The organism is Gillisella vitis, from assembly GCF_001541345.2.
In the GTDB taxonomy this organism is placed as follows: Bacteria; Pseudomonadota; Alphaproteobacteria; order Rhizobiales; family Rhizobiaceae; genus Allorhizobium; species Allorhizobium vitis.
In genome coordinates this window covers 341,541-368,287 of sequence record NZ_LMVL02000001.1, presented here as the reverse complement: position 1 = coordinate 368,287, position 26,747 = coordinate 341,541, and the positions used below count along the sequence as shown (strand labels likewise).

Here is a 26,747-nt window from a genome sequence, read left to right as displayed (position 1 = left end):
CAGACATTCAAAAGGCTTCAAAACCATGGCCCATGATCAAACCCTGCTTGACGCAACTGTGCGGATCGTCGCAAAGGCCGCGCCGGATGCCGACCGCAGCGGACAGTTTCCCTGGGCAGGCATTCGTGCCGTTCACGAAAGCGGACTTCTCGAAAGCACCGTTGCGACGCGATATGGCGGCAAGGGTGGGACGCTCTACGATGCCGCTCAAATTTTGGCGGCTCTTGGCCGTGGCGACCCATCGGTTGCCCTGATCAGCGCCATGACGATCTTCAATCACCTCGGCCAAGCCTTGAGAAACCATTGGCCTGAAGATCTCTATCAAAGGCTGCTGGCCGAAGCAAAACAGCGCCCCTTGCTGCTCAATGCAGCCCGGGTCGAGCCGGAGCTTGGATCGCCAGCCCGTGGTGGCCTGCCGGCAACACGTGCCCGCCGCACCGCGACGGGCTGGTCAATCACCGGTCGCAAGCGTTTCGTAACGGGTGCGCATGGCCTCACGCATTTCCTGGTCTGGGCGCATACGGACGAAACGCCAACCCGCGTCGGAACCTTTATTGTGCCGAACGGACTGCCCGGCATAAGCGTGATTGAAAACTGGAACAGTCTGGGCATGCGGGCGACAGGCTCGCATGATATTGACTATAGCGATGTGGAAATCCCTCTAGACCATGTTCTGGATCTGACCGGCACAGAAATCGCCCAGCAGGACAATCGCGGCCACGCGGCGATTACACTTGCACTGACGGCGATCTATCTTGGGGTTGCCGAAGCGGCACAAGCCGCCTTCAACCATTTCGCCCATGACCGTGTTCCAACCAATCTGGGCCATCCCATCGCCCGTACCGAACGGTTCATAACGCTATCAGGCGAAATCGACCTGCTGGTCGGTGGCGCGCGCCAGATTATCTTCGATGCGCTTCTGTCCGGTCAAGACGATGCGGAACGTCTGATGCGTGCAAGGCTTATTGCTGGCCGCCAGCTGCGGAGCGCCGTGGAACTCGCCGTGCGCGGCATCGGCAATCCGGGCCTTAACGCCGATATCGGGCTAGAGCGCCACTTCCGTGACATTCAGGCCGTGCTTGTTCATGCTCCGCAGGAAGATACCTCCCTGTCGATCCTCGGCCGTGCAGCGTTTGACCGCTGGCAGCGCCAGGAAGCAGCACAGCTAAACCCTGTCGCAAAACACTCCGCGCTGAAAACCGCCTGATGGCATGGTGGTGTTTGGAAATGCCGTCACGACGAGGATACGTAAGCATCCTCGTCGTGACGGAAGCCTTATCTCATCAAGAGGACAGGTTTGGCCGGGATACGCCCAGATGATCGCGCAATGTCACGCCACTATAATCTGTCCGGAACAGGCCACGTTCTTGTAGGATTGGAACCACCAGACGGGTGAAATCCTCCAGCCCCTCCGGGAAGAACGGCGGCATGATGTTGAAACCGTCAGCGGCGCGTGTTTCAAACCATTGCTGCATACGGTCGGCGATATCTTCTGGTGTGCCGAGCACGATATGATGTCCCCGCCCGGCAGCAACCCGCAGGGCTAGTTGTCTTATGGTCAGGCTCTCACGCCGGGCTAACGCGGTCAGCAGTTCGGCGCGGCTGCGCAGCTGGTCGGAAATCGGCAGATCCGGCAGCGGCCCATCAGGATCGTAATCGGCAAGGCTATGACCAATCCGCTCCTCAAGCAGCGGCATGGCGCTTTTCAGTTCGGTCCATTGGTCGAGTTCGGCCAGCTTGTCGGCAGCCTCCCGTGCCGTGCGGCCGATGACCGGCAGGAAGCCCGGCATGACCGCGACATCGTCGGGATGCCTGCCAAACCCGGTGACCCGATCCTTGAGGCTTTTATAGAAGGCCTGTGCTTCATCAAGACTTTGCTGGGCCGTGAACACCACATCGGCCGTTCGGGCCGCGAGATCCTGCCCCGGCCCGGATGATCCGGCCTGAATCAGAATCGGATGGCCCTGCGGAGATCGGGGAATATTCAGCGGACCCTTAACCGAGAAATATTTGCCCGTGTGGTCGAGGAGATGCACCTTGTTGGGATCGGCATAGATGCCATTCTGCTTGTCCTTGATGAAGGCATCATCATCCCAGCTGTCCCAGAGGCCGCGCACCACATCGACGAATTCTTCGGCGACGGCGTAGCGTTCATCATGGCCGGGATGGGACTTCGAGAAGTTATTGGCGGTCCGGGCATAGGAAGTGGTGACGATATTCCAGGCGGCCCGCCCCTGGCTCAGGTGGTCAATGGAGGAAAAGGCGCGGGCAACATGGTAGGGTTCGCCATAGGTGGTCGAAGCAGTTGCGGCAAGGCCGATCTTTTCGGTCACCATGGCAAGTGCGGCCAACAGGGTCAGCGGTTCGAACCGGGCAATGGTCGAGGGATGGGCATCGACGCCGCTCGTCAGCCCGTCTGCCAGGAACACCATGTCGAATTTCGCCTGCTCGGCGAGCTGCGATACGCGACGCAGCAGGTCGAAATTTTCGCTGCCAGCTTCCGCATTCGGATGCCGCCAGCCGGAGACATGGTGGCCAGCCCCTTGCAGGAACAGGCCGAGGTGAATTTCTCTCTTGCGGGTCATGGCACAGTCTTTCGTCGCGTGTGGGTATGGCATCAATTACGGGTATTGGAGACGTCCTGGTTGAGAAGGGCAAGCAGGCGACGCAGATCGGCACTGCTGCTCATATCCCGGACGAGCGAAGGGATTTCGGCAAAGGAGGCATCCGCCGCAGTCGCCTCGCGGAATTTGTCGGCTGGATCGGCAAGCCCTGGCAGACCGTCGAACCGACGCTGGATTGTACCGCCATCCTTAAGGGCTATATCGAGGATAACGAACCGCGTCGTCGGATCGCTCGACATACGGGGCGCACTCTCCTGATGCCGCCGACTGGCGCGGGTAGCGAGTGCCATCAACCGGGGTTCCACCGGCCGCTCATCGAAATGGTCGAGCCGCAGGACTCCGTCGATCAGAGTGGCAGCAAAGACATATTCCGGGCTGAAGCGCGCCTCGATCCCATTCGTCGGCTTGGTGACGACGAGTGCGGCATCGGCACCGGGCGGATAGGTGAAGGTGATCGTGTCGATGGCGTCAGCGGCAAGGCCCTCACGATGCAGGTCTATGCCCAGAGAGGCGACCGGATGGCTGGCCGTGCAGCAGGGATAGGCTTTCAGCGTCAGGCCGGGCGAAACGATCTGCCAGGGCGAACCCCAGTTCTCAACCACGGTTTCCGGATGCCCGGCCCCAAAGGCATAGGCGGAATGAAAACCAACCGGATTGTCCAGAAAATCCGGCGCGCCTCCGAAACCTGCCGAGGCCAACCGCGCCGCCAACAGGCCGGAGCGCGCCGCCATGCCCGCATGATAGGGCTTGGCATCGAAACCGAACTGCAATCTGAGACCGGAGGATTGCGTGGCGGCAAGGCCAAGCGCCACCGCTGTTTCTTCTGGTGATGCCTGCGTCACATGGCAGATCGCCGCCGCCGCACCCACCGTGCCGAGGGTCGCCGTGGCATGAAAGCCGTTCTCATAATGCCGGGCGCCAAGCGACAGGCCCAGCCGCGCCATCGCCTCCAGCCCGACAACATAGGATGCGACCATTGCATCTGCGGTAAAATCGCGCTCAGCAGCCAGGGCAAGCAATGCCGGAATAATCACGGTCGTCGGGTGGCCGCGTACGCTGGAATGCACATCGTCATAGTCAAGCACATGGCCCGCATAGGCGTTGACGACCGCAGCAACCAGCGGATCGACGCGGCGCGCGCTGCCGATCAGGATGGCGTCGCCGCCGATACTCCCGCCGAGTGCGGTTGCGACGATAGCCGTTGTCCGCTCCCCTGCACCAGCAATCGCACAGGCCAGAAAATCAATGATCGCGGTACGGGCCGCAGCAATGGCCGCATTGTCGCGGTCAGGCTCAGATTGCACAATTGCCCGTGCGAAAGCGCTGGTCAGTGGCGCGGCTATGGTCGTCGTCATGGCGGCTCCTATATGCCTTCGCCTTCGCGCACCGTACCCCGGCCCGACAACCCGCCGACGAATTGGCGGATGCGCGGATTGTCGCTCTTATGGAAGATCTGCTCCGGCGAGCCCTGGCCGACGATGCGGCCATTCTCGGTAAACACCACGGTGTCGCTGATCTCTTCGGCAAAGCGCATTTCATGGGTGACGAGAATGCTGGTCATGCCATCGCGGATCAGGTCACGGATTACCCACAAGACCTCACCGACCGTTTCAGGATCGAGTGCCGAAGTGACCTCGTCGAACAGCACAAGGTCGGGCTTCATCGCCAGCGCCCGGGCAATCGCCACGCGCTGCTGCTGCCCGCCAGAGAGCTGGCCCGGATAAGCATCAGCCTTTTCGCCAAGCCGCACCTTGTCCAGCAATTCACGCGCGACCTTTTCCGCTTCGCGTCTTGCCGTTCCCAGAATGCGGGTCGGGGCAAGCATGATATTGTCGAGCACCGTCAGATGCGGAAAGAGATTATATTGCTGGAAGACAATGCCGACCCGCTTGCGCAGCGCAATGCGCTCGCTTTCCTTGGTCAATTGGTCAACGCGTGTCCCCGCCACGGTGATGCGACCGCTTTGGGCCGTCACCAGCGCATTGATGCAGCGCAGGATGGTGGATTTGCCAGAGCCGGAGGGACCGATGATCGACACGGCATCGCCCTTGTTGACCGTCAGGTCGATACCCTTCAGCACCTGCGTCTGGCCGAAGGACAGGTGTACGTCTTCCAAACGGACGATGGCATTGTCGGTATTTGCAATCATTCTCTCAAATCCTCAGGCCGCCTTGAAACGGCGCTCCAGGCGGCGGGTCAGACGGGCGATCGGGTAGCAAAGCGCGAAGAAAGCAGCCATCACCACGACATAGGCAATGACAGTGAAATCAAGCCGGCGCACGGATGTGCTGGCATCGGTGGCGGCATGGAGAAGTTCATGGACGCCGACCAGCGAGGCCAGTGACGTCCCCATGGTGATTGAGGCAAGCACATTCATCCATGGCGGCAGCGACCGGCGCAGGCATTGCGGCAGAATGATCCAGCGCAGCGCCTGCCAGCGCGAAAAGCCCAGGCCTTGAGCCGCCTCCCATTGCGCCGTCGGAATAGACAGGATGGCGCCACGGGTGATTTCGGCGATATAGGCGCTTGCCGGGATGGCCAGACCGACCATGGCCTTCACCCAATCGGGAAAGGACAGATAGTTGCCAAAGACAATGATCTCGAAAGGAAAGATATAAGTGGTCGCAAAGATCAGCACCAGGTGCGGCGCATTGCGAAACACCTGCACATAGACCGCAGCCGGGTAGCGGACCAGCCGGAATGGCACCATTTGCAGCATGCCAAGCAGGACCCCCAGCACGGTCCCCAGCGTCATCGCCGAAAGGCTGATAACGATGTTCATCGCAAAGCCGGAGCCGAGATAAGGAAGCCATTGCACCAGTTCACGGCCAAGCGACAGATCGGCCAGCGCCCAGACCAGGATGGCCAGCGGCAAGGCGACGAGAGCGATATTGCGCAGGGCGGGGCTGCGGCCCGCATGGTTGTGAAGCATTGGCGACATCATAACCCATATCCCGGAATGGCAAGCTTGCGCTCTACCCAAAGGCCGACACGGGCGACGACCAGATTGATGAGGCTGAAGAAAGCCAGGATCACGATCATCAACTCTATGACATTGTCACGCTGCGTCCACACCATGATCGATGCATAGGTGATTTCGCTGACGGCAATTGCATTGCCGACCGTCGTCAGCTTGACGAGATTGATCAGGTTGTTGACGATGGCCGGTAGCGAGGCCCGAAAGGCCAGCGGCACCTCGACGTAACGCAGGATCTGAAACTGGCTGAAGCCAATGCCGCGAGCAGCCTCAATCGTCGAGGCCGGTACAGCTTCGATGCCGGCGCGGATGGCTTCGGAATGCAAGGCCGCCACATGCAGGCCCACCACTGCAACCACCCAGAAAAATGGTGTCAACGGATTGTTCTGCGCGCCGCCGACAAGATTGGACACAACCGTGTTCAACACCAGAAAGCTGAACATCAACTGCACCAGCGTCGGCGTATTTCGGGTCACTTCCACAAATGCTCGCACCGGCGCGGAAAGCCATGACCGGCCCGATGTCAGACAGGCCGCAAACATGAGACCAAACAGCAAACTGACGGGAATGAGCAAAACCACCAGATAAAGCGTGGTCAAAAAACCATCCCGCCAGATCTGCGCCTCATATCCCGTTGCCAGGAACTCAAAATTAAGACCGATACTGCCCGTCAGACGGACGAACAGATCGGTGAGATTGATATCCTGCATGTGTCTCTACCGTTGCGCCGCTGATACAAAGTGTCATTGGAAATAACCTTTGTATTCTGTTTTCGAATATTCCAAATCATTGATATATTTGAGATATTCGAAATTTGATGAAGGCTAAGGATGCCGGAGCACCCTTTCATCTTCGTCTTACTTGGTCGCGGCGAGCGCCTTATGTTCCTGCTCGAGATAGTCGGTATTCAACAGACGGCTGGACTTGGCGAAATCAAGCAGTTTTCCGGAAACATGCAGTTTTTTGACGGCACTGTCGAGGGCGGTCTGGGTATCTTTCTCACCCTTGCGCAGCCAGATGACCGAGTCCGAGGGGACCAGTTCGGTCGGGAACGGAATGGCATAATCTTTCCATTCCTCCGGGCGATCCTGCAACAACAGCCCAACCGTTGCGCCGACATGCACAGCCGCCACGCAATTGCCGCCCTGCAACGCCAGCAGCGATTCCGGCTGGCTCGGCAGCGCCTTGACGATGGCACCATATTCCTCGATCAGCGGCTGGGTATAGTTGGAGCCCTGCGAGACGCAGACCGGCTTGCCCTTCAGGTCGGCCCAATCCTTCAGGCCACTATCCTTGCGCACCACGGCAGCACCGCCGCTGCGATCATAAGGTGTCGGCACGAAATCCAGCACCTTGGCGCGGTCCTCGGTATATTGCATATTGGCAATCAGAATATCGACCTTGCCCTGCTGGAGAAACTGCACCCGGTTGGGCGGCGTGACCGTTACCGTTTCCAGCTTGACGCCGAGATCGTCGGCAAGCGCCTGGGCAATATCGACGTTAAACCCTTTCTGGTCCTGGGTTTTCGGATCGATATAACCAAAGGGCGCGCCAGACAGGATAACGCCAACAGTCAGCTTGCCACGTCCCTTGATGCGGTCAAGTGTGGCATCTGCCAAGGCCTGAGTTGCGACGAGGGCGGATATCGAGAGAACAAAACCGAAGATTGTCTTGGTCATGGTGGCGGACAGCATCGCGAGGCTCCTTATTTTCGCGACACCGTATTGAAGAGCCGCACCAATCACGAGCAATGGCGTTCCTCCATACGGTGTCATCAAGGATCGATCTACCGGAGATTACGACTAAAGTAGAATTTTCTTTACGATCACGACGGGCGCCCCGTCTTGAAGCTCAAGGCCAGCACCGAAAAAATCAACAGGCCCGTTGCAACCTGTTGCCAATAGAAATTCAAACCGGACAGCAGCAACCCGTTCGAGACGAGGCCAAGCAGCAGAACGCCAAGCACGGTGCCAACCACATTGGGACGGCGCAGCGGATGGAGTGTCGTGCCGATGAAGGTTGCGCCAATGGCATTCAGCAGGAAAGCATTACCGGATGACGGAATGTAGACATTGACCGTTGCCGTCAAAAGGATGCCAGCGATCGCGGCAATCAGGCCGGCCAGGATATAGGCGCTTGCAACAACTGAGGCGACAGACAGGCCGGAATAGCGCGCCACGCTGGCTTGGGTGCCGATAGCCGTCAGGACCCGCCCAAAACGGGTCATTGACAGTAGTACACCAGTCAAAACAATCAGCGACAGCGTGACGACCAGCGGCACAGGTATGCCGAGCAATTGTCCATGACCGATAAACGAAAAGCCTGACGGAATAGCGGCTTGGGACAGATAGACCGGATTGCCGCCATTGGTGAGCAATTGCTGCACGCTGCGACCGATGAACAGCGTTCCAAGCGTCGCCAGAAACGGCGAGATGCCGATTGCCGAAATCAACAGGCCATTCAAGGCACCGACCAGTCCGCCGGCGAGAATTGCCGCAAGCACGGCGAAGCCGACAGGCACACCGACCAGCACCAGCGAAACAAAGGTGAAACTGGCAAAATCCACCGCCGTTGCGACCGAAAGATCGATGCCGCCGGAGGCGACGGCAAAGGTCATCGCAATCGACACGATGGCCAGCAAAGCGACATTGTTGACCAGCACGCTCAGCAGGTTGGCGCCCGTCAGAAAGCTTGGCGCCACCGTTGAAAATATCGCAATCACGGCGAGGATAGCGAGGATCAGCGCATAACGCGCCAGATATGCACCGCGACGGCGGCCACTTGCCAAAGCCCCAGCCGTCCAGGTCTTCGCGTCAACTGTCGACATGACGATCCTACCTCCTGCGCAGCAAAGTGGTGGCCGAGACGACCAGAAGGATCAGCGCGCCCTGGACGCCAGCCACCAATGTGCTCGACAGATTGAGCAGTTGAAATCCATTGATCAGCACACCGATAAAAATCGCCGAAACCAGCGTGCCGGGAATGGTCGGCACCAGCCGCCGTGAAAAGACCGAGCCCAGCAGAGTGGTTACCACGACGGGCAGCAAGATATCACCGGCGCCGGTGGAACTGCCGCTGAGATAAGACGTATTGAGGATGCCAGCGATACCGCCCAGCAGACCCGCAGCGATGAAGGCACCTGCCGTCAGGGTTTTGACCCTGAGGCCCGCCGATCTTGCTGCTTCCGGAAATTCACCGACCGCGTAAAGCCTCAAACCAAGCGGGGTATATTGGACGACAGCTCCCACCAGCAAGGCCGCCCCCAGCAGAACATAGGCCAGCACCGGCAAGCCAAACGGCCCTGTGGCTGAAAGCAGTGAGAGAAAATCGGTGGAGGCAGGAATGACGGTGTTTTGGGTCAACACCAGTTCGAGACCGGCCACCACATTCATCACCGCAAGCGTTGCCAGAAGCGGCACAATACCGACAATGACCACAGCCAAGGCGTTGACAAGACCGATGACCAATCCGGTGGCCAGCGCCCCCAAAACAGCGACACCATCGCTCCATCCCAGCTGCACAAGGCTGGCATAGACCGCAGCACTGAGGCCCATATTGGCGGCCAGCGACAGATCGATCCCGCCCGTCACGACATTCGACCCGCCCGCAATGCTCACCACCGTCAGCCCAAAGGCCAGCACTCCGAGAATGGCCGATTGCGCCAGCACATTGCCCAGATTGCCGAAACTGAAGAAGAAGGGCGCTGTCAACGAAAAAAACAGGAAGACGCCGAGGATTCCGACTATGGACCCGGTCCGCAGCAGCCAAGCCGCGCCCCAGGGTGCACCCTTACGGGGCTGGGCAAGCTCACCTCCCTGGGACGAGCCGTGATGACGTGTGCCGGTGGCTGTCGGCGACCTCACGCCAATCGAAACGGAATTCACCTCAGCCGACATGGCGCAATCCTTCCTTCGACCCCGTTGCGGCATCCGAGCCGGTCGCGCTCGCAAAGACTGCGTCCGCCGTCGTCTGGCTGGAGGTGAGTTCCGCCGTGATCCGGCCCCGGAAAAACACCAGAATCCGGTCGGTTATGCCAACCAGTTCCGGCAGGTCGGACGACAGGATGATGACGCCAGCGCCCTTTTCGACCAGCTCGCCGATCAGCTGGTAAATTTCGACTTTCGCGCCAATATCGACGCCAACAGTCGGCTCGTCCAGAAGATAGATTTCCGATTGGCGGCTCAGCCATTTTGCAATCGCCACCTTCTGTTGATTGCCACCGGACAGGGTTCGGACCGGCGCATCGCGGCCTGCCGTCTTGATCTGCAACTGCGCGATCAGCCGGTCCACCGCACTCTTCTCATGACCGGTCTTCCGGAAACCCGCCCTCGAAAAACGGTCGAGACTGGCAAGCGTGATGTTTTCCGCCACCGTGAGGTCCAAAGCCACGCCATTGCCGCGTCGGTCTTCCGGCACAAGCGCCAGATTGCGCGACACGGCTTGGCGTGGGTTGTCGAATGACACCACCGTCTCACCCGTTTGAATCTCACCAGCACTTGCCGTTTCCAAACCAAACAGCGTTTGCAACAGTTCCTTGGCACCGGAGCCTAAAAGACCGGTGATGCCGAGCACTTCGCCCCTATACAGGCTGAAGGACACATCCTGATACTGGCCATCGGCTGTCAAACCGCGAACGTCCAGCAGGCGTTCGCCCTTGGCGACGACCCGTTTTGGAAACATCTCGGCAATATCGCGCTCCACCATCAGGGTTGCGATCTGTTTTGCCGAAAGACCGGCAAGCGAGCGGCTGGCAACCACCTCACCATTGCGCAGCACAGTCACGTCATCGCAAAGCGCTTCGATTTCGGCCAGGTAATGCGAGATATAAACGATCGTCACCCCCTCGCCCCGCAACCGTCGGATCAGGGAAAACAACATATCGGCCTCACGCCGCACCAGCGCCGCCGTCGGCTCGTCGAACACCAGCACCTTGGGCTTGGCCAGCAGCGCGCGTGTGATCTGGACGATCTGCTTTTGCGCGGTGGTCAACTCGCCGATCAATGCATTGGTCGGCAGGCTCAGGCCGAAATAGTCCTGCAAGATCGCCTTTGCATGACGTTTCATCGCACGCCGATCCAAAAACGGTGTGCCGGTAATCTTCGGTTCGCGCCCCAGAAACAAGGCCTCGCCAACCGTGAAGGACGGGACCAGAAGGCGATCCTGATGAATGAAATGGATGCCCAGCTTTTCGACCAGCGGCGGTGACAGATCCGGTATTCCAACCCCGTCGATCTCGATTGTTCCGTCATCCTGCCGGTGAAGACCGGCGAGAATTTTGATCAGGGTCGATTTTCCCGCACCATTCTGGCCGACAAGCCCATGGATCGTTCCAGCGCGGACGCCAAAGGACACGTCGGCAAGCGCTCTTGCTCCGCCAAACCGTTTGGAAATGCCATGGAAGCGGATTGCATCGCTATCCGCAGGCTGTCTGTCACGCATGAAAATGTCCCTCGCAAAGTCGCTTGGCGACCTGGCATAAGCTGTGGCGTTCCAACACCATGTCTTGGCGATCAACCGATTCCGAGCTTCTTGGTGACATCGTTGACAGTCTGCTTGTTGGCCAACAGGGCTGGCACATAGCTCTCGCGCGGCAAGGTCTTGCCGGACAGCAGCAGCGCCACATTCTGAATGGCCTGGCGACCGAGTTCGGCGGGCTGTTGCGCGACATCGGCGGCGGCAGGCGAGGCCGGGTCCGCCACCAGTTGCAAAACTTCAGGGCTGCCATCGACGCCGTAGGTCTTGATTTCCGTGCGTCCGGCTGCCGCCAGCGCCTGGGTTGCCCCCAATTGCGGAATATCCCAGGCGGACCAGATGGCTTTGATCGAGCCTTTTTCCGGATATTTGTTGAGAATGGCGGTCACCTGCGCAAACGCATCCTGAACGGTATTGGGAATGACGTCGCGCAGTTCCGGCTGGATAATCTTGACCTTCGGGAAATATTTGATGACGTTGACAAGCTGGTCATAGCGAATGGCGCAGGGCGTCACGCCATAAAAGCCGTTAAAGACCACGACATTGCCTTCGCCGCCAATATCGGAGACCAGTTGCAGGGCGAGATCCTTGCCGATGCCCCAATTGTCGGAAGTCGAATTGTTCAGCGAATGGCTGGAGCCGACATCAATGGTCAGAACCGGAATGCCTGCGTCACGCGCCCGTTTCAACCAGGAGTCGATAACCGTCAAGGTGCCAAGCAGTTGCACGATGGCATCCGGCTTTTGCGCGATCAGGGTTTGGAGTTGCGCCACCAGCTTGCCATCGCTGCGGCCCGCGTCAACGGCAAGCGGTTCGCCGCCCAAGCGCTTCACTTCAGCGATCTGGGCATTATAGGCCTGGAGGTCAAAGAAATGGTCGGTCCCTGCCGTGCTGATGCCGATCCGCTTGCCTTTCAGGCTGAGAGCATCATCTGCTGCATGGGCAGCATTGACACCAAGCAGGCCTGCCCCCGCAACTGCTGCGCCAACAAAGGCCGAGAGCTTGATGAGCTGACGTCGTGCAATCCCACTGTTGAATTCATCGCCCGACATTCTGTCTTCTCCATTTATCTATCATTTCTATAGATTAAGATAATTTACTATTTGGCCCAGAAAGAATTTTGCGTCTTGATAAACCAAGTGGGAAAAACAGACCCAATCAGCACCGAAATGTCGCAGCGATCATCCCAGCCAGCTTTTCGCTCAGACGTTAAGAGGCAGCAGACGACCGGCTCTTCCCTCAGGCGCAATTTCTAAGTGGTGTCGAAAGAAGGGAAGAATATTTCTCTACTTAATCGATGGATTATTCCATCATGCAACCGTCACAGAGGCCAAAGGCATAGCAAAAATCCAGGGCGGTGACTGGCGGAAATTCAACACAGGACGGGAGTTATAGATGAGCAGCAAACCATTGCATCCAGAAACGCTGGCCCTTCATGCCGGCTGGCGCGCCGACCCGACGACGGGGGCTGTCGCCGTTCCGATCTATCAGACCACGTCTTTTCAGTTCCGGGATACGGAGCATGCGGCCAATCTGTTTGCCCTGAAAGAGCTGGGCAATATCTATAGCCGCATCGGCAACCCTACCGTGGATGTGCTTGAGCAGCGCATTGCAGCCATCGAAGGTGGCGTTGCAGCTTTGGCGCTTGCCTCTGGGCAGGCGGCATCTGCGTTTGCGATCCAGAACCTCGCAAAGGTTGGCGACAATATTATCAGCTCCACTGATCTTTATGGCGGCACATGGAACCTGTTTGCCAACACGCTGAAAGATCAGGGCATTGAGGTTCGTTTTGTTGATCCGACTGATCCGGAAAATTTCCGCCGCGCCACGGATGAGCGCACCCGCGCCTATTATGCCGAGACCCTGCCCAATCCGAAACTGACGGTCTTCCCGATTGCCGAGGTGGCCGCCATTGGCCGGGAAGTTGGCATTCCGCTGATTGTCGACAATACCGCAGCCCCCTTGCTGGCGCGTCCGTTCGATCATGGCGCGGCTGTGGTTGTCTATTCCTCCACCAAATATCTTGGCGGCCACGGCACGTCCATTGGCGGTTTGATCGTTGATGGCGGCAATTTCGATTGGGAAGCCCACAAAGAGCGTCAGCCCGCGCTGAACACACCAGACCCAAGCTACCACGGCGCCGTCTGGACGGAAGCCACCAAGCCGCTTGGTCCTATTGCCTATATCATCAAGGCGCGTGTGACCCTGCTGCGTGACCTTGGAGCCGCACTCTCACCCTTCAACGCCTTCCAGCTTTTGCAAGGCATTGAAACCCTGCCGCTTCGCATTGAGCGCCACGTTAAAAACGCCGCAGCCGTTGCGGACTATCTGGCCAAGCGCCCAGAAGTCGCCAAGGTGATCTATCCATCTCAGCAGAGCGGCGTATGGCGCGAGCGGGCCGATACATATCTCAAGGGTGGTTATGGCGGTCTTGTCGGCTTTGAGCTGAAAGACGGGCTGGACGCTGGACGCCAGTTCATCGACGGGCTCGAATTGCTCTATCACGTTGCCAATATTGGCGATGCCCGCAGCCTGGCCATTCACCCGGCCTCGACAACCCATTCCCAGCTCACGGCAGAAGAGCAGGCCGCAAGCGGTGTCTCGCCGGGCTACGTGCGCCTTTCCATCGGCATTGAGCATATCGATGATATCATCGCCGATATCCAACGTGGTCTCGATGCGGCATCTTCTGGCATCCAGAAAAGCAAGGCTGCCTAATCAAACATGGAAAAACGGAAGCACCGTGAAGTGCTTCCGTTTTTGTCTGCCCAGAGCCTGCATTTATCCTCAACCGCATGCCCGGGGCAGGCCCAAAAGTCTTACACCACCTGATCGTGTGAAGGCTTTTCCCAAAGGTTGATGCCACCTTCTACGGCGTAGCGATCAATCTCGGCCAGCTCTTCGGCTGTGAAGGAGAGATTGTTCAAAGCATCGACATTTTCCTGAATCTGTCGGGCAGAACTGGCTCCAATCAGGGCAGAGGTGACTCGCGGATCGCGTAAAACCCATGCAATCGCCAACTGCGCCAGCGATTGACCACGGCGAGCGGCAATTTCATTCAGGGCGCGGGCGCGAACAATATTCTCTTCCTTCAAATGCTCTGGCCGCAGGAAATCGCCGCCGGGACGGTTGACGCGGGCATCGTCTGGAATGCCGTTGAGGTATTTATTGGTCAGCAGGCCCTGCGCCAGCGGTGTGAAGGCAATGATGCCCGCGCCAACCTCATCGGCGGCATCAATCAGGTCCTTTTCAATCCAGCGGTTGAACAGGTTATAGGCGGGCTGGTTGATCAACAGCGGCACCTGCCGCTCTTTCAAAAGCGCTGCAATCTCGCGGGTTTTGGTGCCGGAATAGGATGAGATGCCGACATAGAGCGCCTTGCCCTGCCGCACGGCCTGCGCCAGTGCATCGGCGGTTTCCTCCAACGGTGTCTCGGCATCATAGCGGTGGGAATAGAAAATATCGACATAATCGACACCGAGCCGCGTCAGGCTCTGGTCGAGGCTGGAAAGCAGCGCCTTTTTCGAGCCACCACCGCGACCATAAGGACCCGGCCACATATCCCAGCCTGCCTTGGTGGAAATGATCAACTCATCGCGCAGACCTGCAAAATCTTCGCGCAGGATGCGGCCAAAGTTGATTTCGGCGCTGCCTGCTGGTGGGCCATAGTTATTGGCGAGATCGAAATGGGTAATGCCCAGATCAAACGCCTTGAACAGGATGGAGCGTTGGGTCTCAACTGGCGTGGTATCGCCAAAATTATGCCAGAGGCCAAAGGAAAGCGCTGGCAGTTTCAGGCCACTTCGGCCTGTACGGCGAAAATGGGCGTTATCATAGCGCTTGGGATCGGGCAGGTATGTCATGTTATGGTTTCCTATGGTCAAGAAAAGGCCGGGCGCAGAGGTATGCACCCGGCGGATAGAAAATCTGAACGTCAGATGGCCCCGTGGCGCGGGGGGAGCTGATCATTCAGGTAGAAATTGCCGATATGGTGGTATTTCCAGCGCACCGGATCATGCAGCGAATGGGTGCGGGCATTGCGCCAGTAGCGATCCAGCCCATAAGCCTCAAAAGTGGAGCGCGCACCACCAAGCTCAATCAGCTTGGTCGCCGCCAATTGCGCCACTTCGGTTCCCAATGCCTTCACCTCGGCAACAGCAATAGAGGCTTCCGCCACCGTTTGCGCGGTGGGATTGGCGGTGGCAATATCCAGAATGCGCCCCGACCGCGCCAACAGCGCATCGGCGGCATGCACGCGGATTGAAACATCACCCACGGCATGGATGGTGTGCGGGTCTTCATAGCCATGCTCAATACTCAGCTCGAAAAACGGCCTTGCATGGGCGCGAACATAGGAAATGGTTTCTGCCAAAGCACCCCGCGCAATGCCCACTTGCACTGCCGAATGGATGATTTGGGCAAACGGCCCCATCGGCGTTGGTTTATCGAAATTCTCATCATGATCAACCACTTGAAACGGGGTGATCTCGACATCGTCAAAGGTCACCGTGCCGCTGCCGGTGGAGCGCTGGCCAAACGAGGTCCAGTCATCCACGAGATCAAGGCCGGGTGTGGCGCGATCGATAAACACCAGATGCACCCGGCCATTCGGGCCTTTGGCAACGGCCACAATGATATGGGCAAACAGCGATCCGGTGGCATAGAATTTCTGCCCGTTCAGCAACAGCTTGCCATCACGCTCGGCAAAATGGGTCTTGTAATCCACCGGGGTTTTGGTGCCGATTTCGGTAAAGGCATTGCCCAGCCGATCTCCATCCAGAACCCGCTGGAAATAATGGGCCTTCTGCGCATCAGAACCCGACAGCCGTAGCGCTTCCACCATGTAGAAATGGTTTTGCGGAATCTGCCCAATCGATGAGTCTGCCGCCGAGATGATTGCTGTTACCTCGGCGAGCGTCACCGTTGAGACGCCCGCGCCGCCATAGGCTTTTGGCACTGAAATGGCCCAAAGCCCGCTTTGGGAGAAACGCTCAATCTCAGTCACTGGCAAGCGCCGCTGCCGATCTCGCTCTGCTGCGCCCACAGCAAAGTCACGCGCCAATTCCTTGGCAACAGCGATTGCCTCGGCATCGTCCTTGATCACATGCGCCTTGATACGGCGCGGCGGGATATGGGGCGCGGGACGTCCAGCCGTGAGGGCCGCCTGACGGTGGAGTGTACGATCTGTGGTGCTCATTGCTCTGCCTCAGTTCCCCACTCAATTCCATGCATGGCGCGGCGGATGCTCGCCATTCAAGTAGTAATTGCCAACGTGGTAGAACTTCCAGCGCACCGGATCATGCAAGGTGTGCACCCGCGCATTGCGCCAATGGCGATCCAGACCATGTTCCGCCAGCGTCGAGCGAGCGCCCGCCAGTTCAAACAGCTTGTTGGTGGCAAGAATAGCGATCTCGGTGGTCAGCACCTTGGATTCACCAGTCTTGATGGTGGCTTCCGAGACGGTATCCAGCGTCGTATTGGCCCGCGCTGCATCAATGCTGCGTCCGGCAATTTCCAGCAGGGCTTCCGCTGCATGCAGGCGAATTTTCAAATCGCCAATGGCCGCGATGGTGAAAAGGTCCTCGCTGGCCTTTTGCTTGCCGCTATCAATCCACGGACGGCTAAGGGTTTTAACAAAGGTGATGGTGTCATCAATTGCGCCGCGGGCGATGCCTGCATCAATCGCCGACTGGATGATCTGCGACACCGGACCCCCGACCGTGGGATGATCAAACGAGGTGACTTTCAGAGCACGAACCTTTGGCACCCGCACATTCTCGATCTTCACCGAGCCAGAGGCCGTGGTGCGCTGGCCAAAGCTGGACCAGTTGTTGGTCACGGTCAGGCCGGGTGCCTCAAGATCTGCAAACACCAGATAGCCCTGACCGCTTTCATCAACGCCAACAATGGGCACAACATGGGAGAGAAGCGCACCGGTGGTGTAGAATTTCTCGCCATTGACGATCACGTCGTCGCCGTCATGCGTCACCTTGGTCTCGAAATCGGCCACGGTTTTGCTCTTCAATTCGGAAAACGCATTGCCGTAACGCAACCCCTGCAAGGCCCAGCCGAAGAACAGTTTTTTCTGCTCTTCCGTGCCATCCAGATCAACGGTTGCAACGATTGCCAAATGGTTTTGCGTCACCTGCGCAATGGCCGGATCAGCCGTCGCAATGGTAGAGATTACCTTGGCAAGCGTGGCATAGGAAACCTCCGGCCCACCATAGGCCTTTGGAACGTTGATGCTCCACAGCCCGCTTTGGGAATATTCATCCAGCTCGGTAATCGGCAACAGGCCTTCCCTGTCGCGCAAGGCGGCCCCAACCTTGAAACGCTCGGCAAGACGCTGCGCAATCTCAATGGCCTCCGCGTCGGATTGAACAATATGCGCAGGCGTGGTCGGGCGGGGGCGCGGTGCGACCGGATCGTTGGAATTGACGCGCGGGTGAACGGTGTAGTCGATCTTGGTGTCAGTAACGGTACCCATAATCGTGCCTCGTTGCTTGAAATTGGAAAGGGAATTTAGCTGGCGTTGGCCAGCGGAGCGGTCTTTGCGCGCTTGAATGCTTCAATATCGCGGTATTGATTGGCGGGATGATTTTGCGGCAAATAGGGGCCTTGGCCGAACAGCTTTTCGCGCAGGGTTCCCGGCTTGTAGGCGGTGGGATAGGCTCCGCGCTTTTGCAGTTCCGGGACAATGTAGTTCACCACATCCTCAAAACTGCCGGGCGTGACCGCATAGGCAATGTTGAAGCCATCGACATCGGTGTCAGCCACCCATTCCTGCAAAATATCGGCCACCTGATCTGGCGCACCAACAAACACCGGACCCAACCCGCCAATGCCGCCGAATTTTGCCAGTTCTTCAATGGTCCAGGATTTATCGCCACCTGCGATATGCTCCACAAACGAATGGATGGCGTTGGTCTCGACCTTCTGGATCACATCGGTTGGCGCATATTGGCCAAAATCAATGCCGCTCCAGCCGGACATGAACACCAGAGAGCCATCGTAAGAGACATATTGTTTGTAATCTTCGAATTTGGCCTTGGCTTTCGCCTCGGTCTCATCAGTGATGATGGTGATAAGCGTGTAGATTTTTAAGGAATTCGGATCACGCCCTGCGGCAGCCGCCTGCTGGCGAATTTCGGCCACATAGGCTTTCAGCACCGATTTGGTGGGTGCTGCCACAAACACGCATTCTGCATGTTCTGCGGCAAATTTCTTGCCCGGACCGGATGCGCCCGCCTGATACAGCACCGGAGTGCGTTGCGGCGAAGGCTCGGTCAACCCATAGCCGGGAACATCAAAATGCTTGCCCTTGTGACTGATTTCATGAACCTTGGCTGGATCGGTAAAAACCCGCCCCTTGGGGTCACGGATCACCGCACCCTCTTCCCAACTGCCTTCCAGCAGTTTGTAGATCACCTCGAGATATTCATTGGCGATTTCATAGCGATTATCATGGCGCTTCAGGCCGGATTGGCCAACATTCTTGGCACCGCTTTCGAGATAGGACGTGACAATGTTCCAGCCCACCCGACCCTTCGTATGGTGGTCCGCCGTGGCAAGCCGTCTGGCAAACGTATAGGGATGCTCAAACGAGGTTGATGCGGTGATGCCAATACCCAGATGCTCAGTGGCCAAAGCGATGGGAGCCGCCAGTTGCAACGGATCGTTGACCGGAATTTGCGCTGCCTGCTGGATGGCGTGGAAATTGGAGCCTTTGTAAACATCATAATAGCCGATGACATCTGCAATGAAGATGCCATCAAAAATCCCTCGCTCCAAGGTGCGTGCCAAATTCTGCCAGTAATCCAGATCCTTGTAGGTATAGGATCGGTCATCCGGATGCGCCCACAATCCAGGCGATTGGTGTCCGACGCAATTCATATCGAAGGCGTTGAAGTGAATTGTCCTGGTCATCGGCGCCGTCCTTTGCTGCAAACATGCCGAGGCAGCATCGCAGACATTGGCGGTTATTGAAGTTAATCTATGTTTTTTATGCACTAAATGAAGGTATGTTTTTCTGTCTGGCTGGACCATCGAGAAAAACGCACTGCCAATGCGGCGGACTCGTCATGGGCATTGAAGAAGGCCCTTCAGATACCAGGCCTTCAGCAAGGAACCATTGCCCGGCATAAAAAATCTCGCCGCGATGTCGTGGCGCTACCTTTCCGAGTGGCGATAACGACTACCGGCATGGCGGGCGGGAAGCCGGTTGCCTTCGCCAAACAGCCGATGCCGTAAGGAGCCATCACCATAGCTCGTCTTGTAAGCGCCCCGGCTTTGCAATTCCGGCACCACAAACTCGATAAAATCCTCATAGCTTTCCGGTGTCACGGCGCGGGTGAGATTGAAGCCATCAATATCGCCTTCATCGATCCAGGAGATCAGTTCCTCTGCTACCTCGCCAGGCCCGCCGGTGATTAACGGATAACGTCCACCGATGGAAAGCTCGTTCAACAATTGCCGCTTGGTCCATCCCTTTTGTTTGGCAAGTTGCGTGACGGACTGGATGGCATTGGTGGGGCCGTACTGGATAGGATCATCAAGCTCGTAGCGGGAGAGATCGATGCCGCTTCCGGCCGAAAAATGTGCTAGGCCCGCTTCCGGGCTGGCATAGCGGCGGTAGTCCTCCAGCTTGTCGGCGGCGGCTTCCCGGCTTTTGTCGGTCACGACAGTAACACCGAGAAAGATCTTGATGTCGTCAGGGTGGCGACCTGCGGCGACCACCTCTTCCCGCAAAGACTGGGCTGTTTTACGCGCTGCTGCCTTGTCCGTGGCGCCGATAAACACGCATTCGGCGTGGCGTGCGGCAAATTTCCGGCCCCGGCCCGATGTGCCGGCCTGATAGAGTACCGGCGTACGCTGGATCGAGGGCTCACACAGATGATAGCCCTCGGACTGGTAATAGGGTCCATGGTGCTGGACCTTATGAACCTTGGCAGGATCGGCATATATCCGCGCCTGCTTGTCGAGGCGCACGGCCCCCTCCTCCCAGCTTCCCTCCCAAAGCTTATACAGCAGGTCCATATAGTCATCGGCCTGGTCGTAGCGGGTGTCATGCTCTGTCATGCCGGTCTCGCCCAATGCCTTGGCGGCGCTGTCGAGATAACCAGTGACGATATTCCAGCCGATCCGGCCTGAGGTGAGATGATCGAGCGTCGAGATTTTCCTGGCAAAGGTATAGGGCGCCTCAACACTGGTATTCACGGTGATGCCAAAGCCAAGATTGTCGGTCACAGCAGCCATGCCAGATACCAGCAGCATCGGATCGTTGACTGGTAGCTGGATCGATTCCCGCAATGTCAGGTCGACCGAGTTCTGGTAAATATCGTAGACCCCGACAATATCGGCGAGAAACAGCCCATCGAACAGACCACGCTCCAGTGTGCGCGCCAGATCAGTCCAGTGGCGCAGAGATTTATAGTCATGCGAACGGTCGCGTGGATGCGCCCACAGCCCGTGATTGATATGCCCCACGCAATTCATGTTGAAGGCATTGAGGATGATCTGTTTTCTGGGGGGCATATTGGACATTCACACGGATGAATTGAGGTTAAAAATTATCCCGCTCGCAGGCGGCGGACGATGAAATTGCCAAGAAACTTGTAGCAAGAAGATGGTGAAGGTCACAATGACAATGAGTGAAATCAACACCATAGCATCAAGCCGCTGATCAAATGACTAAACACCTTAGGTGCATGCAAAACTCCAGACACAGGCCCCTTTGAGGCCTCTGTGCCAAGAGAATGGCGGGACTAGCAATTTTATACTGAAGGACGTCACAAAAAGTACGATGGCGTTAACCGCAGTTTATCTAAATTGGCATTGAATGAGTTGAAATTTGCAACCATTGGAACTTGCCATGACGCTCTCCATCAGAAATGTGCTCATTAGCGTTTTCGCCCTGCTCAGCCTTATGCTGAATGTGCTGGTTGGAAATTCAATGCTGAATTCGTACCGCACCTATCAGGTCAATGCCGAAATTTCGGAACTGACGGGTTTTGACAAAGCGTTGTTCAAGGCGCTTTTGGCATTTCGCAGCGAGCGCGGCGATAGCGCCTCCGCCCTGTCGATCTCGATTGCCGATGGTGCTGGCTCCGTACAATCGGTGCAGAAAAACCGGGCGGTTGTCGATGCCGGTATGAATGAGGCAAAAGCAATCGCTGGAGGGATCACGGCTACCGACTTGTCGGCGCCGATCGCAACGGTGTTGGCCACTTATGAAAAAGTCGCGACCTATCGTAAAACCATCGATGCCGAGCTGACAAAGCCGCTTGAAGCTCGTGACGCAAGCATCACCAAGACGTCAATGGATCTGGGCGGGACTTTCCTGGCCGATCTTGAAAAGGCGTCCGAGGCCGCGGAAGGCCGCATGCGCACGCTCGACGCGGCGATGATGCCGATGATCCAGATGCGCGCCTATGCATGGTCGACCCGTGCCCTTGGCGGCGGCAGCGCCTTGATCCTCAACAACGCCGTGACCTCTGGCCAGCAGATTTCGGCTGAGAACCAGGTCAAACTGGCCGCGGGAGACGCCAATGTCGCCTATGCGTGGAAAGCTGTTCGGGTGCTGGTCGATCATAAGGATACGCCCCTGGCCATCAAGGACGCCTTCAAGGTTGCAGATGCAGCGTATTTTACAGGCGACTACGCCAAAATGCGCGCCGACGTCATTGCCAAACTGAGCGCTGGCGAAAAGTCACCGCTGACAATCGATCAATGGAGAGCACCGACCACGGCTGCCCTGGGGAAGGTTGCCGATATCGCATCGCTTGCCATGGATACGTTGAACGCCAATGCAGTAACGGCCAAGTCCGCCGCGCTGACCCAGACACTATCCTTCCTGGCGCTTTTCCTGCTGGTGTTGGCGCTCGGCATCATCGGCTTGGCCGTCATCATCCGCAAGGTCATTCGCCCGATCGGCGCGCTGACACGTTGCATGGGCGCACTGGCCGACGGCGACCTGTCGGTCGTCGTTCCCGGCGCCAAACGCCGGGACGAAATGGGCGAAATGGCGCGCTCCGTGGAAGTGTTCCAGGTTGCAGCCATCCGTAACAAGGAACTCGAAGCCAGCACCGAGGAAAACCGCAGGATCGCCGAGCGCGATCGCATCGAGACGCAACGCCGGATCGAAGCGGAGGCAGAAGAACGGCTGACGCGCGCCACCGGCGCGTTGGCAAGCGGTCTGCGAAAGCTTGCCGCCGGTGACATGCTCTGCGAGATTTCCGAGGAGTTCGCGCCGCGCTTTGAGGAACTGCGCCAGGACTTCAACGCCTCCGTCCGCCAGTTGCGGACCACACTTCTGGCGGTCGGCGGTTCGGCCCTGGCTGTATCAGGTGGCAGCAGCGAAATCTCGCATGCCTCAGATGACCTCGCCAAGCGAACCGAGCAGCAGGCTGCTTCGCTCGAAGAGACAGCCGCAGCCCTTGAAGAAATCACCGCCAATGTGAGAGCGACCTCGAAGCGAACGGGCGAGGCCCGCGATCTGGTGCGTGATACAAAAAGCCGTGCCGAGCAATCGGGTATCGTCGTCAATAACGCTGTCACAGCGATGGAGCGCATTGAACACGCCTCGCGCCAGATCGGCCAGATCATCGGCGTGATTGATGAAATTGCTTTCCAGACCAATCTGCTGGCATTGAATGCCGGGGTGGAAGCCGCGCGCGCTGGCGAGGCCGGCAAGGGCTTTGCCGTTGTCGCCCAGGAAGTCCGTGAACTGGCCCAGCGTTCGGCCAATGCCGCCAAGGAAATCAAATCGCTGGTCTCCAATTCAGAAGTCGCTGTCAGCGAAGGTGTCAAACTGGTCAACGATACCGGCGAAGGTTTGACGGCGATCGCCAGCCTCGTCCAATCGATCAACCAACATATGGATGCGATTGCCACGGCAGCACAGGAACAGTCCGTCGGCCTTGGCGAAGTCAATACCGCTGTCAACCACATGGACCAGGCGACGCAGAAGAATGCAGCCATGGTCGAAGAAATGAACGCCGCCGGTGCTGGCCTGGCGCAGGAAAGCGGCAAACTAACCGAATTGCTTGGACAGTTCCGCACGGGAGATAACCGCCAGGCAGGCTACGCGCCCGCCGCTCACGCACCTGCCAAACCGGCAAGCCGACCCGCCTCACAATCTCGTCAGACCTATGCCACACAGGGCAATGCTGCGCTGAAGGGCGAGAGTTGGGAAGAGTTCTAGGGGCTTGTCAGGGAGAAGTGGTCACCAGTTTTGCCGAAAAGACAAACGAAAGCAAAAGAAACGACGTCTGTCAGGTCCAATCTGAACCTGACAGACACCGCTGCATAATTTTCTCTTTAAACGGGAATCATTTAAAGAGAAAATTATGCAGCAGATATAAGGAGCTACAGCGGACCTTTGTGCGCCATATATGGCGCACGGCACTGTAGTCTGGAAAGACCGGCACCGAGCAGGTTTGAGAAGACACACGATAGGGATTATCGGCGAAAGTGGCTTGATCCGCGCAATATCAAATTGCAATCAAGCGTGCGCGTGCGTATGTCCGGAACGTTGTTTTCAGTCAATCGTGACAGAACATAAGTACTGATCGATTGTGCTATTTTCTCAATAGGTTGGGCGATAGCCGTTACGCCGTCATCGTAGAGGCGAAACAGTTCCACATCATCGAAACTGACGATGGCGATGTCTTCCGGGACCCTTGCCCGGTGCTCCCGAACCCATTCCAGAATGCCGTAGGTCATTTTATAATTGGCTGAGAAGACCGCTGTTGGCGGTTCAGCCAGCGCCATGAATTTCTGAATAGCGGAATATCCGCCTTCTTCGGTCCAGTTGCCGGAATGTATATAGGATGAGTTGAGGGCAATTTTTCCCTCTTCCAGGGCCTGCTGATAGCCATTCAGGCGCTGGAATCCCGATGACGTATCCAGTGTACCAAAGGCGGTGGCAATGCGTGTATGCCCGAGATCGATCAGATGGCGGACAGCACGGTAGGATGCCTTGGTATTGTCAACGAACACGCGATCAACGCGCAACCCCATGATATCATTATTATAAACGGTGACGGGAATACCGCGTTCCACGAATCTCTCCACTTCATTGGGAATGTCTCCATGTCCCGCAAGAATGAGCGCATCGACGTTCTGCCCGGCGAAATAGGAGAGAGATTCACTCAGCAGCCTGAGGTCACCATCATGGCAATAGGTCAGCAATGTTCTGCCGCTCTGGCGAAACAATCGGGCCAGATGATTGAGGAGCTGGGCATGAAACTCGTCCAGCTCCGGCGTCAAAAAGCCGATCACATCGGTCTTGTCGCTTTTCATCGCCCGTGCGGCAGCACTGCGCTGAAAAGACAGGGCCTCAATGGCCCGCTCAATTTCGGCGCGGTTGCCATTGCGCACCGTTTGCCCATTGAGATAGCGGGACACCGTGCCGATGGCGACGCCTGCCGCCTCGGCGACATCGTGGATGGTGGCCTGTTTTCGCTTGCCGGTTATTTCCACAGGTCCTCTCCGCAGATCCATTGGTAGCTCCTGCAAGGACAACCAACCCATGGCCTCACATCATCCGGGTGCCATTCCGTCAATAACAATCGCACGGTGAATGGAAAGGCCAGGCAGATCAACCGTGATTGCGCCATCTGCTTGTTTTTTCCAAGCAAATGTCTCGCCCGAAATCGCATCATAGACGGATGATGGCGTCCCAGGCAGCCGGACCGTGAAGGATACCGGCCCGATGGAGGGAATATCCTCGATCATTTCCATGGGCCTTGCTGTCGGCTGCCAATTGATCCGCACCGACTGACCGCGGATTTGCGGAAAACCGCAGAGAAGATGAACGATGCTGCGATTTTCATGGGCCTGCACCGTCAGCGTCGCACGGCCTGCGGATGGCAAAGTGGTTTCAAGCGTCCGCCCCGGCATCAGCCGTTCGATCAGCGCATCAACCAGATATTTGTAGAGAGGCTGCCCCATGGCGCGGTAAAGTGCAAAGACCGGATAGGCGATGGTGCCGACCTTGCCATGCACTGCGCAGGCCACGCCAATCGCATCGGCCTCAGGATCGTCAGGCGTATGCTGATGCGAGCAGAAATGGTTGAAGGCGCGGTTGAAATAGGGTGGCCTTATGTTTGCCAGAACAGTGGCACCTGCCGCTTTCAGTTTTTCCGCCCCGGCGTAAACCACGAAGGGACTTGCCGGCAGGCGCGGATCGCTCAATGCTTCTGTGATCTGTGCATAGGATGGCTCGAACGCGATATTTTCGCCGCTCAATGTCAGCCCGGTCTCAAAGGCGAAAGCGCCGGTGTCCGGTGTGCGACCAGACTGGCCGGAGATGAGGACCGCGCCGCCGGAGGCGAGATAGGCATCGAATTTTGCCTTTAAGGCAGCATCCACCGGAATCGTATCGGGCAAGATAATCAGGCGATGGCGGGAAAAATCCATCTCCGGGTCGATGACGTCGAAACATCTATGCAGTTCCAACAGCATTTGCACCGCGCCGTCGTCGCTATCGCGCACACGCTCGACACCGTCCCGATGGAAATATTCGGTGGCGAGAATGGCGATGTCAGAGACCTGTTCCGCCCCCTCCAGAAAGGGTTCAAGGGCGGCAATCCGGCGAAAGGCCGGGGCGATGCTACGATAGGTATCGGCATTGATCCGGCCATTGGGATGGAGCTGATCACCAACCAGGCATTTGGAGCCAAGCGCCACCATCATCGCACATTCGTAGTCCAGCGCGTCGGGATGTTTGAAGCCGCCAAATTCGCCCCAACTGGTGTGGAATTTGCCGGTGTGACTGACAAAATCCAGGCCAAGCCGTGCCGCATAGCGGGCGCTGGAGGGAAAGTGATTATAGCCCCAGCCGCCCGTGGGCAGGCTTTCCAGCTCGAGATGGGTGTAGGGCGTGAAACGGTCCTTGCCATATTTGTTGATATGGCCGCTATTGTAAAAAATGCGCGATTGCGGAAATTCGCGCCGCAGAACGGTGCTCATCTCCTCGCGGAACTGCGCATTGACAGCCTCGTCATTGGCCAGCCGATCCGCCTTGTTCAACGGGTCGAGATTGAGGCGTGCCATACGGGCAAGGCAGGCATTGCAGACACAGTCCGGTGTCTGGATAATGTCGAAGAATAGCCCGGCAGTCGGATAAAGCGTCAGAACCTCCCGGGCTTCGGCCATCAAGTGGGCGCGAAACTCATCGTGGTTGAGGCACAAGGTGTGCCAGGCGGCGCTCAACTGGTTTTGGGCCGAACGATCATGATCATCGGCATGATCCAGATGGTTGTTGGCCTTCATCACCCGCCATTCAGGATGCAGGCGTGCGGTCCTCTCGTCCCACTGCACCGAAAGATAGATCGGCGTTTCAATGTCGGCGGCGTTGCAGGCAGCAATCATCTCTCCCAGCAAATCGGGGCGAGACAGATTGGGGTGCGGTGCGCCAACCTTGGTCAGGTAATAGGACCAGCCATGATGACATTTTGCAAACAGCGTGATGGAATTCACATGCGACTGTTTCAGTGTTGCAACGAACTCTTCGGCGTCAAACTGGCTGCCAATGCCCGCAATATGCTCGGACGTATGAAAATCGAGATGAATTTGACGATACCGCAAGGGGCGCAATGAATTCTGCGACATGATGGCTCCTTTTCTCCGGCGCGAAAGCCGCGAAAATCCTGTTAGAACACCAGAAAATG

Annotated in this window: 20 protein-coding genes; 3 read left to right on the top strand and 17 right to left on the bottom strand. The window is 57.5% G+C overall.

Annotated features, from left to right (window positions below; genetic code table 11):
- Nucleotides 1–25 precede the first annotated feature (25 nt).
- On the top strand, nt 26–1,207 hold the full coding sequence (locus ASB66_RS01605; RefSeq protein WP_060719509.1) for an acyl-CoA dehydrogenase family protein: 1,182 nt from the start codon (nt 26–28) through the stop codon (nt 1,205–1,207).
- 76 nt (nt 1,208–1,283) lie between these two features.
- Here the strand turns inward: ASB66_RS01605 and ASB66_RS01600 are convergent, their stop codons facing one another.
- The 10 genes from ASB66_RS01600 to ASB66_RS01555 form a co-directional block, all read right to left on the bottom strand.
- A complete protein-coding gene (locus ASB66_RS01600) occupies nt 1,284–2,585 on the bottom strand; it encodes an LLM class flavin-dependent oxidoreductase (RefSeq protein WP_060719508.1) in 1,302 nt (433 codons plus the stop codon).
- A gap of 32 nt (nt 2,586–2,617) precedes the next feature.
- Complete coding sequence (locus tag ASB66_RS01595) at nt 2,618–3,979, bottom strand: MmgE/PrpD family protein (protein ID WP_114386181.1); 1,362 nt, start codon at nt 3,977–3,979, stop codon at nt 2,618–2,620.
- An 8-nt stretch (nt 3,980–3,987) separates the two neighbouring features.
- Nucleotides 3,988–4,773 carry an amino acid ABC transporter ATP-binding protein gene (locus ASB66_RS01590; RefSeq protein WP_060719506.1) on the bottom strand — a complete coding sequence of 262 codons (786 nt, stop codon included), beginning with the start codon at nt 4,771–4,773 and terminating at the stop codon, nt 3,988–3,990.
- A gap of 12 nt (nt 4,774–4,785) precedes the next feature.
- Entirely contained in the window at nt 4,786–5,568 is a 783-nt protein-coding gene (locus ASB66_RS01585) for an amino acid ABC transporter permease (RefSeq protein WP_114386179.1), read from the bottom strand.
- Nucleotides 5,565–6,311 (bottom strand): amino acid ABC transporter permease, encoded by a 747-nt coding sequence (locus tag ASB66_RS01580; protein ID WP_060719505.1) that lies wholly within the window; start codon nt 6,309–6,311, stop codon nt 5,565–5,567. The genes ASB66_RS01585 and ASB66_RS01580 overlap by 4 nt, the downstream gene beginning before the upstream one ends.
- Nucleotides 6,312–6,458: 147 nt before the next feature.
- Complete coding sequence (locus ASB66_RS01575) at nt 6,459–7,295, bottom strand: transporter substrate-binding domain-containing protein (RefSeq protein WP_060719504.1); 837 nt, start codon at nt 7,293–7,295, stop codon at nt 6,459–6,461.
- A gap of 131 nt (nt 7,296–7,426) precedes the next feature.
- A complete protein-coding gene (locus ASB66_RS01570; RefSeq protein ID WP_234614261.1) occupies nt 7,427–8,428 on the bottom strand; it encodes an ABC transporter permease in 1,002 nt (333 codons plus the stop codon).
- Between the two features lie 7 nt (nt 8,429–8,435).
- Entirely contained in the window at nt 8,436–9,497 is a 1,062-nt protein-coding gene (locus tag ASB66_RS01565; protein WP_114386177.1) for an ABC transporter permease, read from the bottom strand.
- The gene (locus ASB66_RS01560) at nt 9,487–11,040 is read right to left on the bottom strand and encodes a sugar ABC transporter ATP-binding protein (RefSeq protein ID WP_060719503.1); all 1,554 of its coding nucleotides are present in this window, start codon (nt 11,038–11,040) and stop codon (nt 9,487–9,489) included. The genes ASB66_RS01565 and ASB66_RS01560 overlap by 11 nt, the downstream gene beginning before the upstream one ends.
- A gap of 71 nt (nt 11,041–11,111) precedes the next feature.
- A complete protein-coding gene (locus tag ASB66_RS01555) occupies nt 11,112–12,125 on the bottom strand; it encodes a sugar ABC transporter substrate-binding protein (protein WP_060719502.1) in 1,014 nt (337 codons plus the stop codon).
- 343 nt (nt 12,126–12,468) lie between these two features.
- Between ASB66_RS01555 and ASB66_RS01550 the strand changes: the two genes are divergently transcribed.
- Nucleotides 12,469–13,791, top strand: coding sequence for an O-acetylhomoserine aminocarboxypropyltransferase/cysteine synthase family protein (locus tag ASB66_RS01550; protein WP_060719501.1), 1,323 nt, complete (start codon nt 12,469–12,471; stop codon nt 13,789–13,791).
- A gap of 101 nt (nt 13,792–13,892) precedes the next feature.
- Here the strand turns inward: ASB66_RS01550 and mgrA are convergent, their stop codons facing one another.
- From mgrA to ASB66_RS01525, 5 genes are all read right to left on the bottom strand, one after another.
- On the bottom strand, nt 13,893–14,936 hold the full coding sequence (gene mgrA / locus ASB66_RS01545) for an L-glyceraldehyde 3-phosphate reductase (protein ID WP_060719500.1): 1,044 nt from the start codon (nt 14,934–14,936) through the stop codon (nt 13,893–13,895).
- Nucleotides 14,937–15,007: 71 nt separating this feature from the next.
- Nucleotides 15,008–16,270, bottom strand: a complete 1,263-nt coding sequence (locus ASB66_RS01540; protein WP_060719499.1) for an SfnB family sulfur acquisition oxidoreductase — start codon at nt 16,268–16,270, stop codon at nt 15,008–15,010.
- Between the two features lie 21 nt (nt 16,271–16,291).
- Nucleotides 16,292–17,560 (bottom strand): SfnB family sulfur acquisition oxidoreductase, encoded by a 1,269-nt coding sequence (locus ASB66_RS01535; protein WP_060719498.1) that lies wholly within the window; start codon nt 17,558–17,560, stop codon nt 16,292–16,294.
- A 35-nt stretch (nt 17,561–17,595) separates the two neighbouring features.
- On the bottom strand, nt 17,596–18,999 hold the full coding sequence (locus tag ASB66_RS01530; protein ID WP_060719497.1) for an LLM class flavin-dependent oxidoreductase: 1,404 nt from the start codon (nt 18,997–18,999) through the stop codon (nt 17,596–17,598).
- A 243-nt stretch (nt 19,000–19,242) separates the two neighbouring features.
- Nucleotides 19,243–20,607, bottom strand: a complete 1,365-nt coding sequence (locus ASB66_RS01525) for an LLM class flavin-dependent oxidoreductase (RefSeq protein WP_114386273.1) — start codon at nt 20,605–20,607, stop codon at nt 19,243–19,245.
- A gap of 337 nt (nt 20,608–20,944) precedes the next feature.
- Between ASB66_RS01525 and ASB66_RS01520 the strand changes: the two genes are divergently transcribed.
- Nucleotides 20,945–23,275: a methyl-accepting chemotaxis protein gene (locus tag ASB66_RS01520; protein WP_060716316.1), complete on the top strand. Its 2,331-nt coding sequence runs from the start codon at nt 20,945–20,947 to the stop codon at nt 23,273–23,275.
- Nucleotides 23,276–23,532: 257 nt separating this feature from the next.
- On the opposite strand, the gene ASB66_RS01515 is transcribed toward ASB66_RS01520, so the two are convergent.
- On the bottom strand, nt 23,533–24,576 hold the full coding sequence (locus ASB66_RS01515) for a LacI family DNA-binding transcriptional regulator (RefSeq protein WP_060716188.1): 1,044 nt from the start codon (nt 24,574–24,576) through the stop codon (nt 23,533–23,535).
- Nucleotides 24,577–24,615: 39 nt separating this feature from the next.
- Entirely contained in the window at nt 24,616–26,688 is a 2,073-nt protein-coding gene (locus ASB66_RS01510; RefSeq protein WP_060716189.1) for an alpha-amylase family protein, read from the bottom strand.
- Nucleotides 26,689–26,747: the final 59 nt, after the last annotated feature.

Excerpts from the sequence above, each read along its gene's own strand:
- ASB66_RS01605 (WP_060719509.1), top strand. The coding sequence starts at position 26 with ATGGCCCATGATCAAACCCTGCTTGACGCAACTGTGCGGATCGTCGCA.
- ASB66_RS01600 (WP_060719508.1), bottom strand. The coding sequence starts at position 2,585 with ATGACCCGCAAGAGAGAAATTCACCTCGGCCTGTTCCTGCAAGGGGCT.
- ASB66_RS01595 (WP_114386181.1), bottom strand. The coding sequence starts at position 3,979 with ATGACGACGACCATAGCCGCGCCACTGACCAGCGCTTTCGCACGGGCA.
- ASB66_RS01590 (WP_060719506.1), bottom strand. The coding sequence starts at position 4,773 with ATGATTGCAAATACCGACAATGCCATCGTCCGTTTGGAAGACGTACAC.
- ASB66_RS01585 (WP_114386179.1), bottom strand. The coding sequence starts at position 5,568 with ATGATGTCGCCAATGCTTCACAACCATGCGGGCCGCAGCCCCGCCCTG.
- ASB66_RS01580 (WP_060719505.1), bottom strand. The coding sequence starts at position 6,311 with ATGCAGGATATCAATCTCACCGATCTGTTCGTCCGTCTGACGGGCAGT.
- ASB66_RS01575 (WP_060719504.1), bottom strand. The coding sequence starts at position 7,295 with ATGCTGTCCGCCACCATGACCAAGACAATCTTCGGTTTTGTTCTCTCG.
- ASB66_RS01570 (WP_234614261.1), bottom strand. The coding sequence starts at position 8,428 with ATGTCGACAGTTGACGCGAAGACCTGGACGGCTGGGGCTTTGGCAAGT.
- ASB66_RS01565 (WP_114386177.1), bottom strand. The coding sequence starts at position 9,497 with ATGTCGGCTGAGGTGAATTCCGTTTCGATTGGCGTGAGGTCGCCGACA.
- ASB66_RS01560 (WP_060719503.1), bottom strand. The coding sequence starts at position 11,040 with ATGCGTGACAGACAGCCTGCGGATAGCGATGCAATCCGCTTCCATGGC.
- ASB66_RS01555 (WP_060719502.1), bottom strand. The coding sequence starts at position 12,125 with ATGTCGGGCGATGAATTCAACAGTGGGATTGCACGACGTCAGCTCATC.
- ASB66_RS01550 (WP_060719501.1), top strand. The coding sequence starts at position 12,469 with ATGAGCAGCAAACCATTGCATCCAGAAACGCTGGCCCTTCATGCCGGC.
- mgrA (WP_060719500.1), bottom strand. The coding sequence starts at position 14,936 with ATGACATACCTGCCCGATCCCAAGCGCTATGATAACGCCCATTTTCGC.
- ASB66_RS01540 (WP_060719499.1), bottom strand. The coding sequence starts at position 16,270 with ATGAGCACCACAGATCGTACACTCCACCGTCAGGCGGCCCTCACGGCT.
- ASB66_RS01535 (WP_060719498.1), bottom strand. The coding sequence starts at position 17,560 with ATGGGTACCGTTACTGACACCAAGATCGACTACACCGTTCACCCGCGC.
- ASB66_RS01530 (WP_060719497.1), bottom strand. The coding sequence starts at position 18,999 with ATGACCAGGACAATTCACTTCAACGCCTTCGATATGAATTGCGTCGGA.
- ASB66_RS01525 (WP_114386273.1), bottom strand. The coding sequence starts at position 20,607 with ATGCCCCCCAGAAAACAGATCATCCTCAATGCCTTCAACATGAATTGC.
- ASB66_RS01520 (WP_060716316.1), top strand. The coding sequence starts at position 20,945 with ATGACGCTCTCCATCAGAAATGTGCTCATTAGCGTTTTCGCCCTGCTC.
- ASB66_RS01515 (WP_060716188.1), bottom strand. The coding sequence starts at position 24,576 with ATGGATCTGCGGAGAGGACCTGTGGAAATAACCGGCAAGCGAAAACAG.
- ASB66_RS01510 (WP_060716189.1), bottom strand. The coding sequence starts at position 26,688 with ATGTCGCAGAATTCATTGCGCCCCTTGCGGTATCGTCAAATTCATCTC.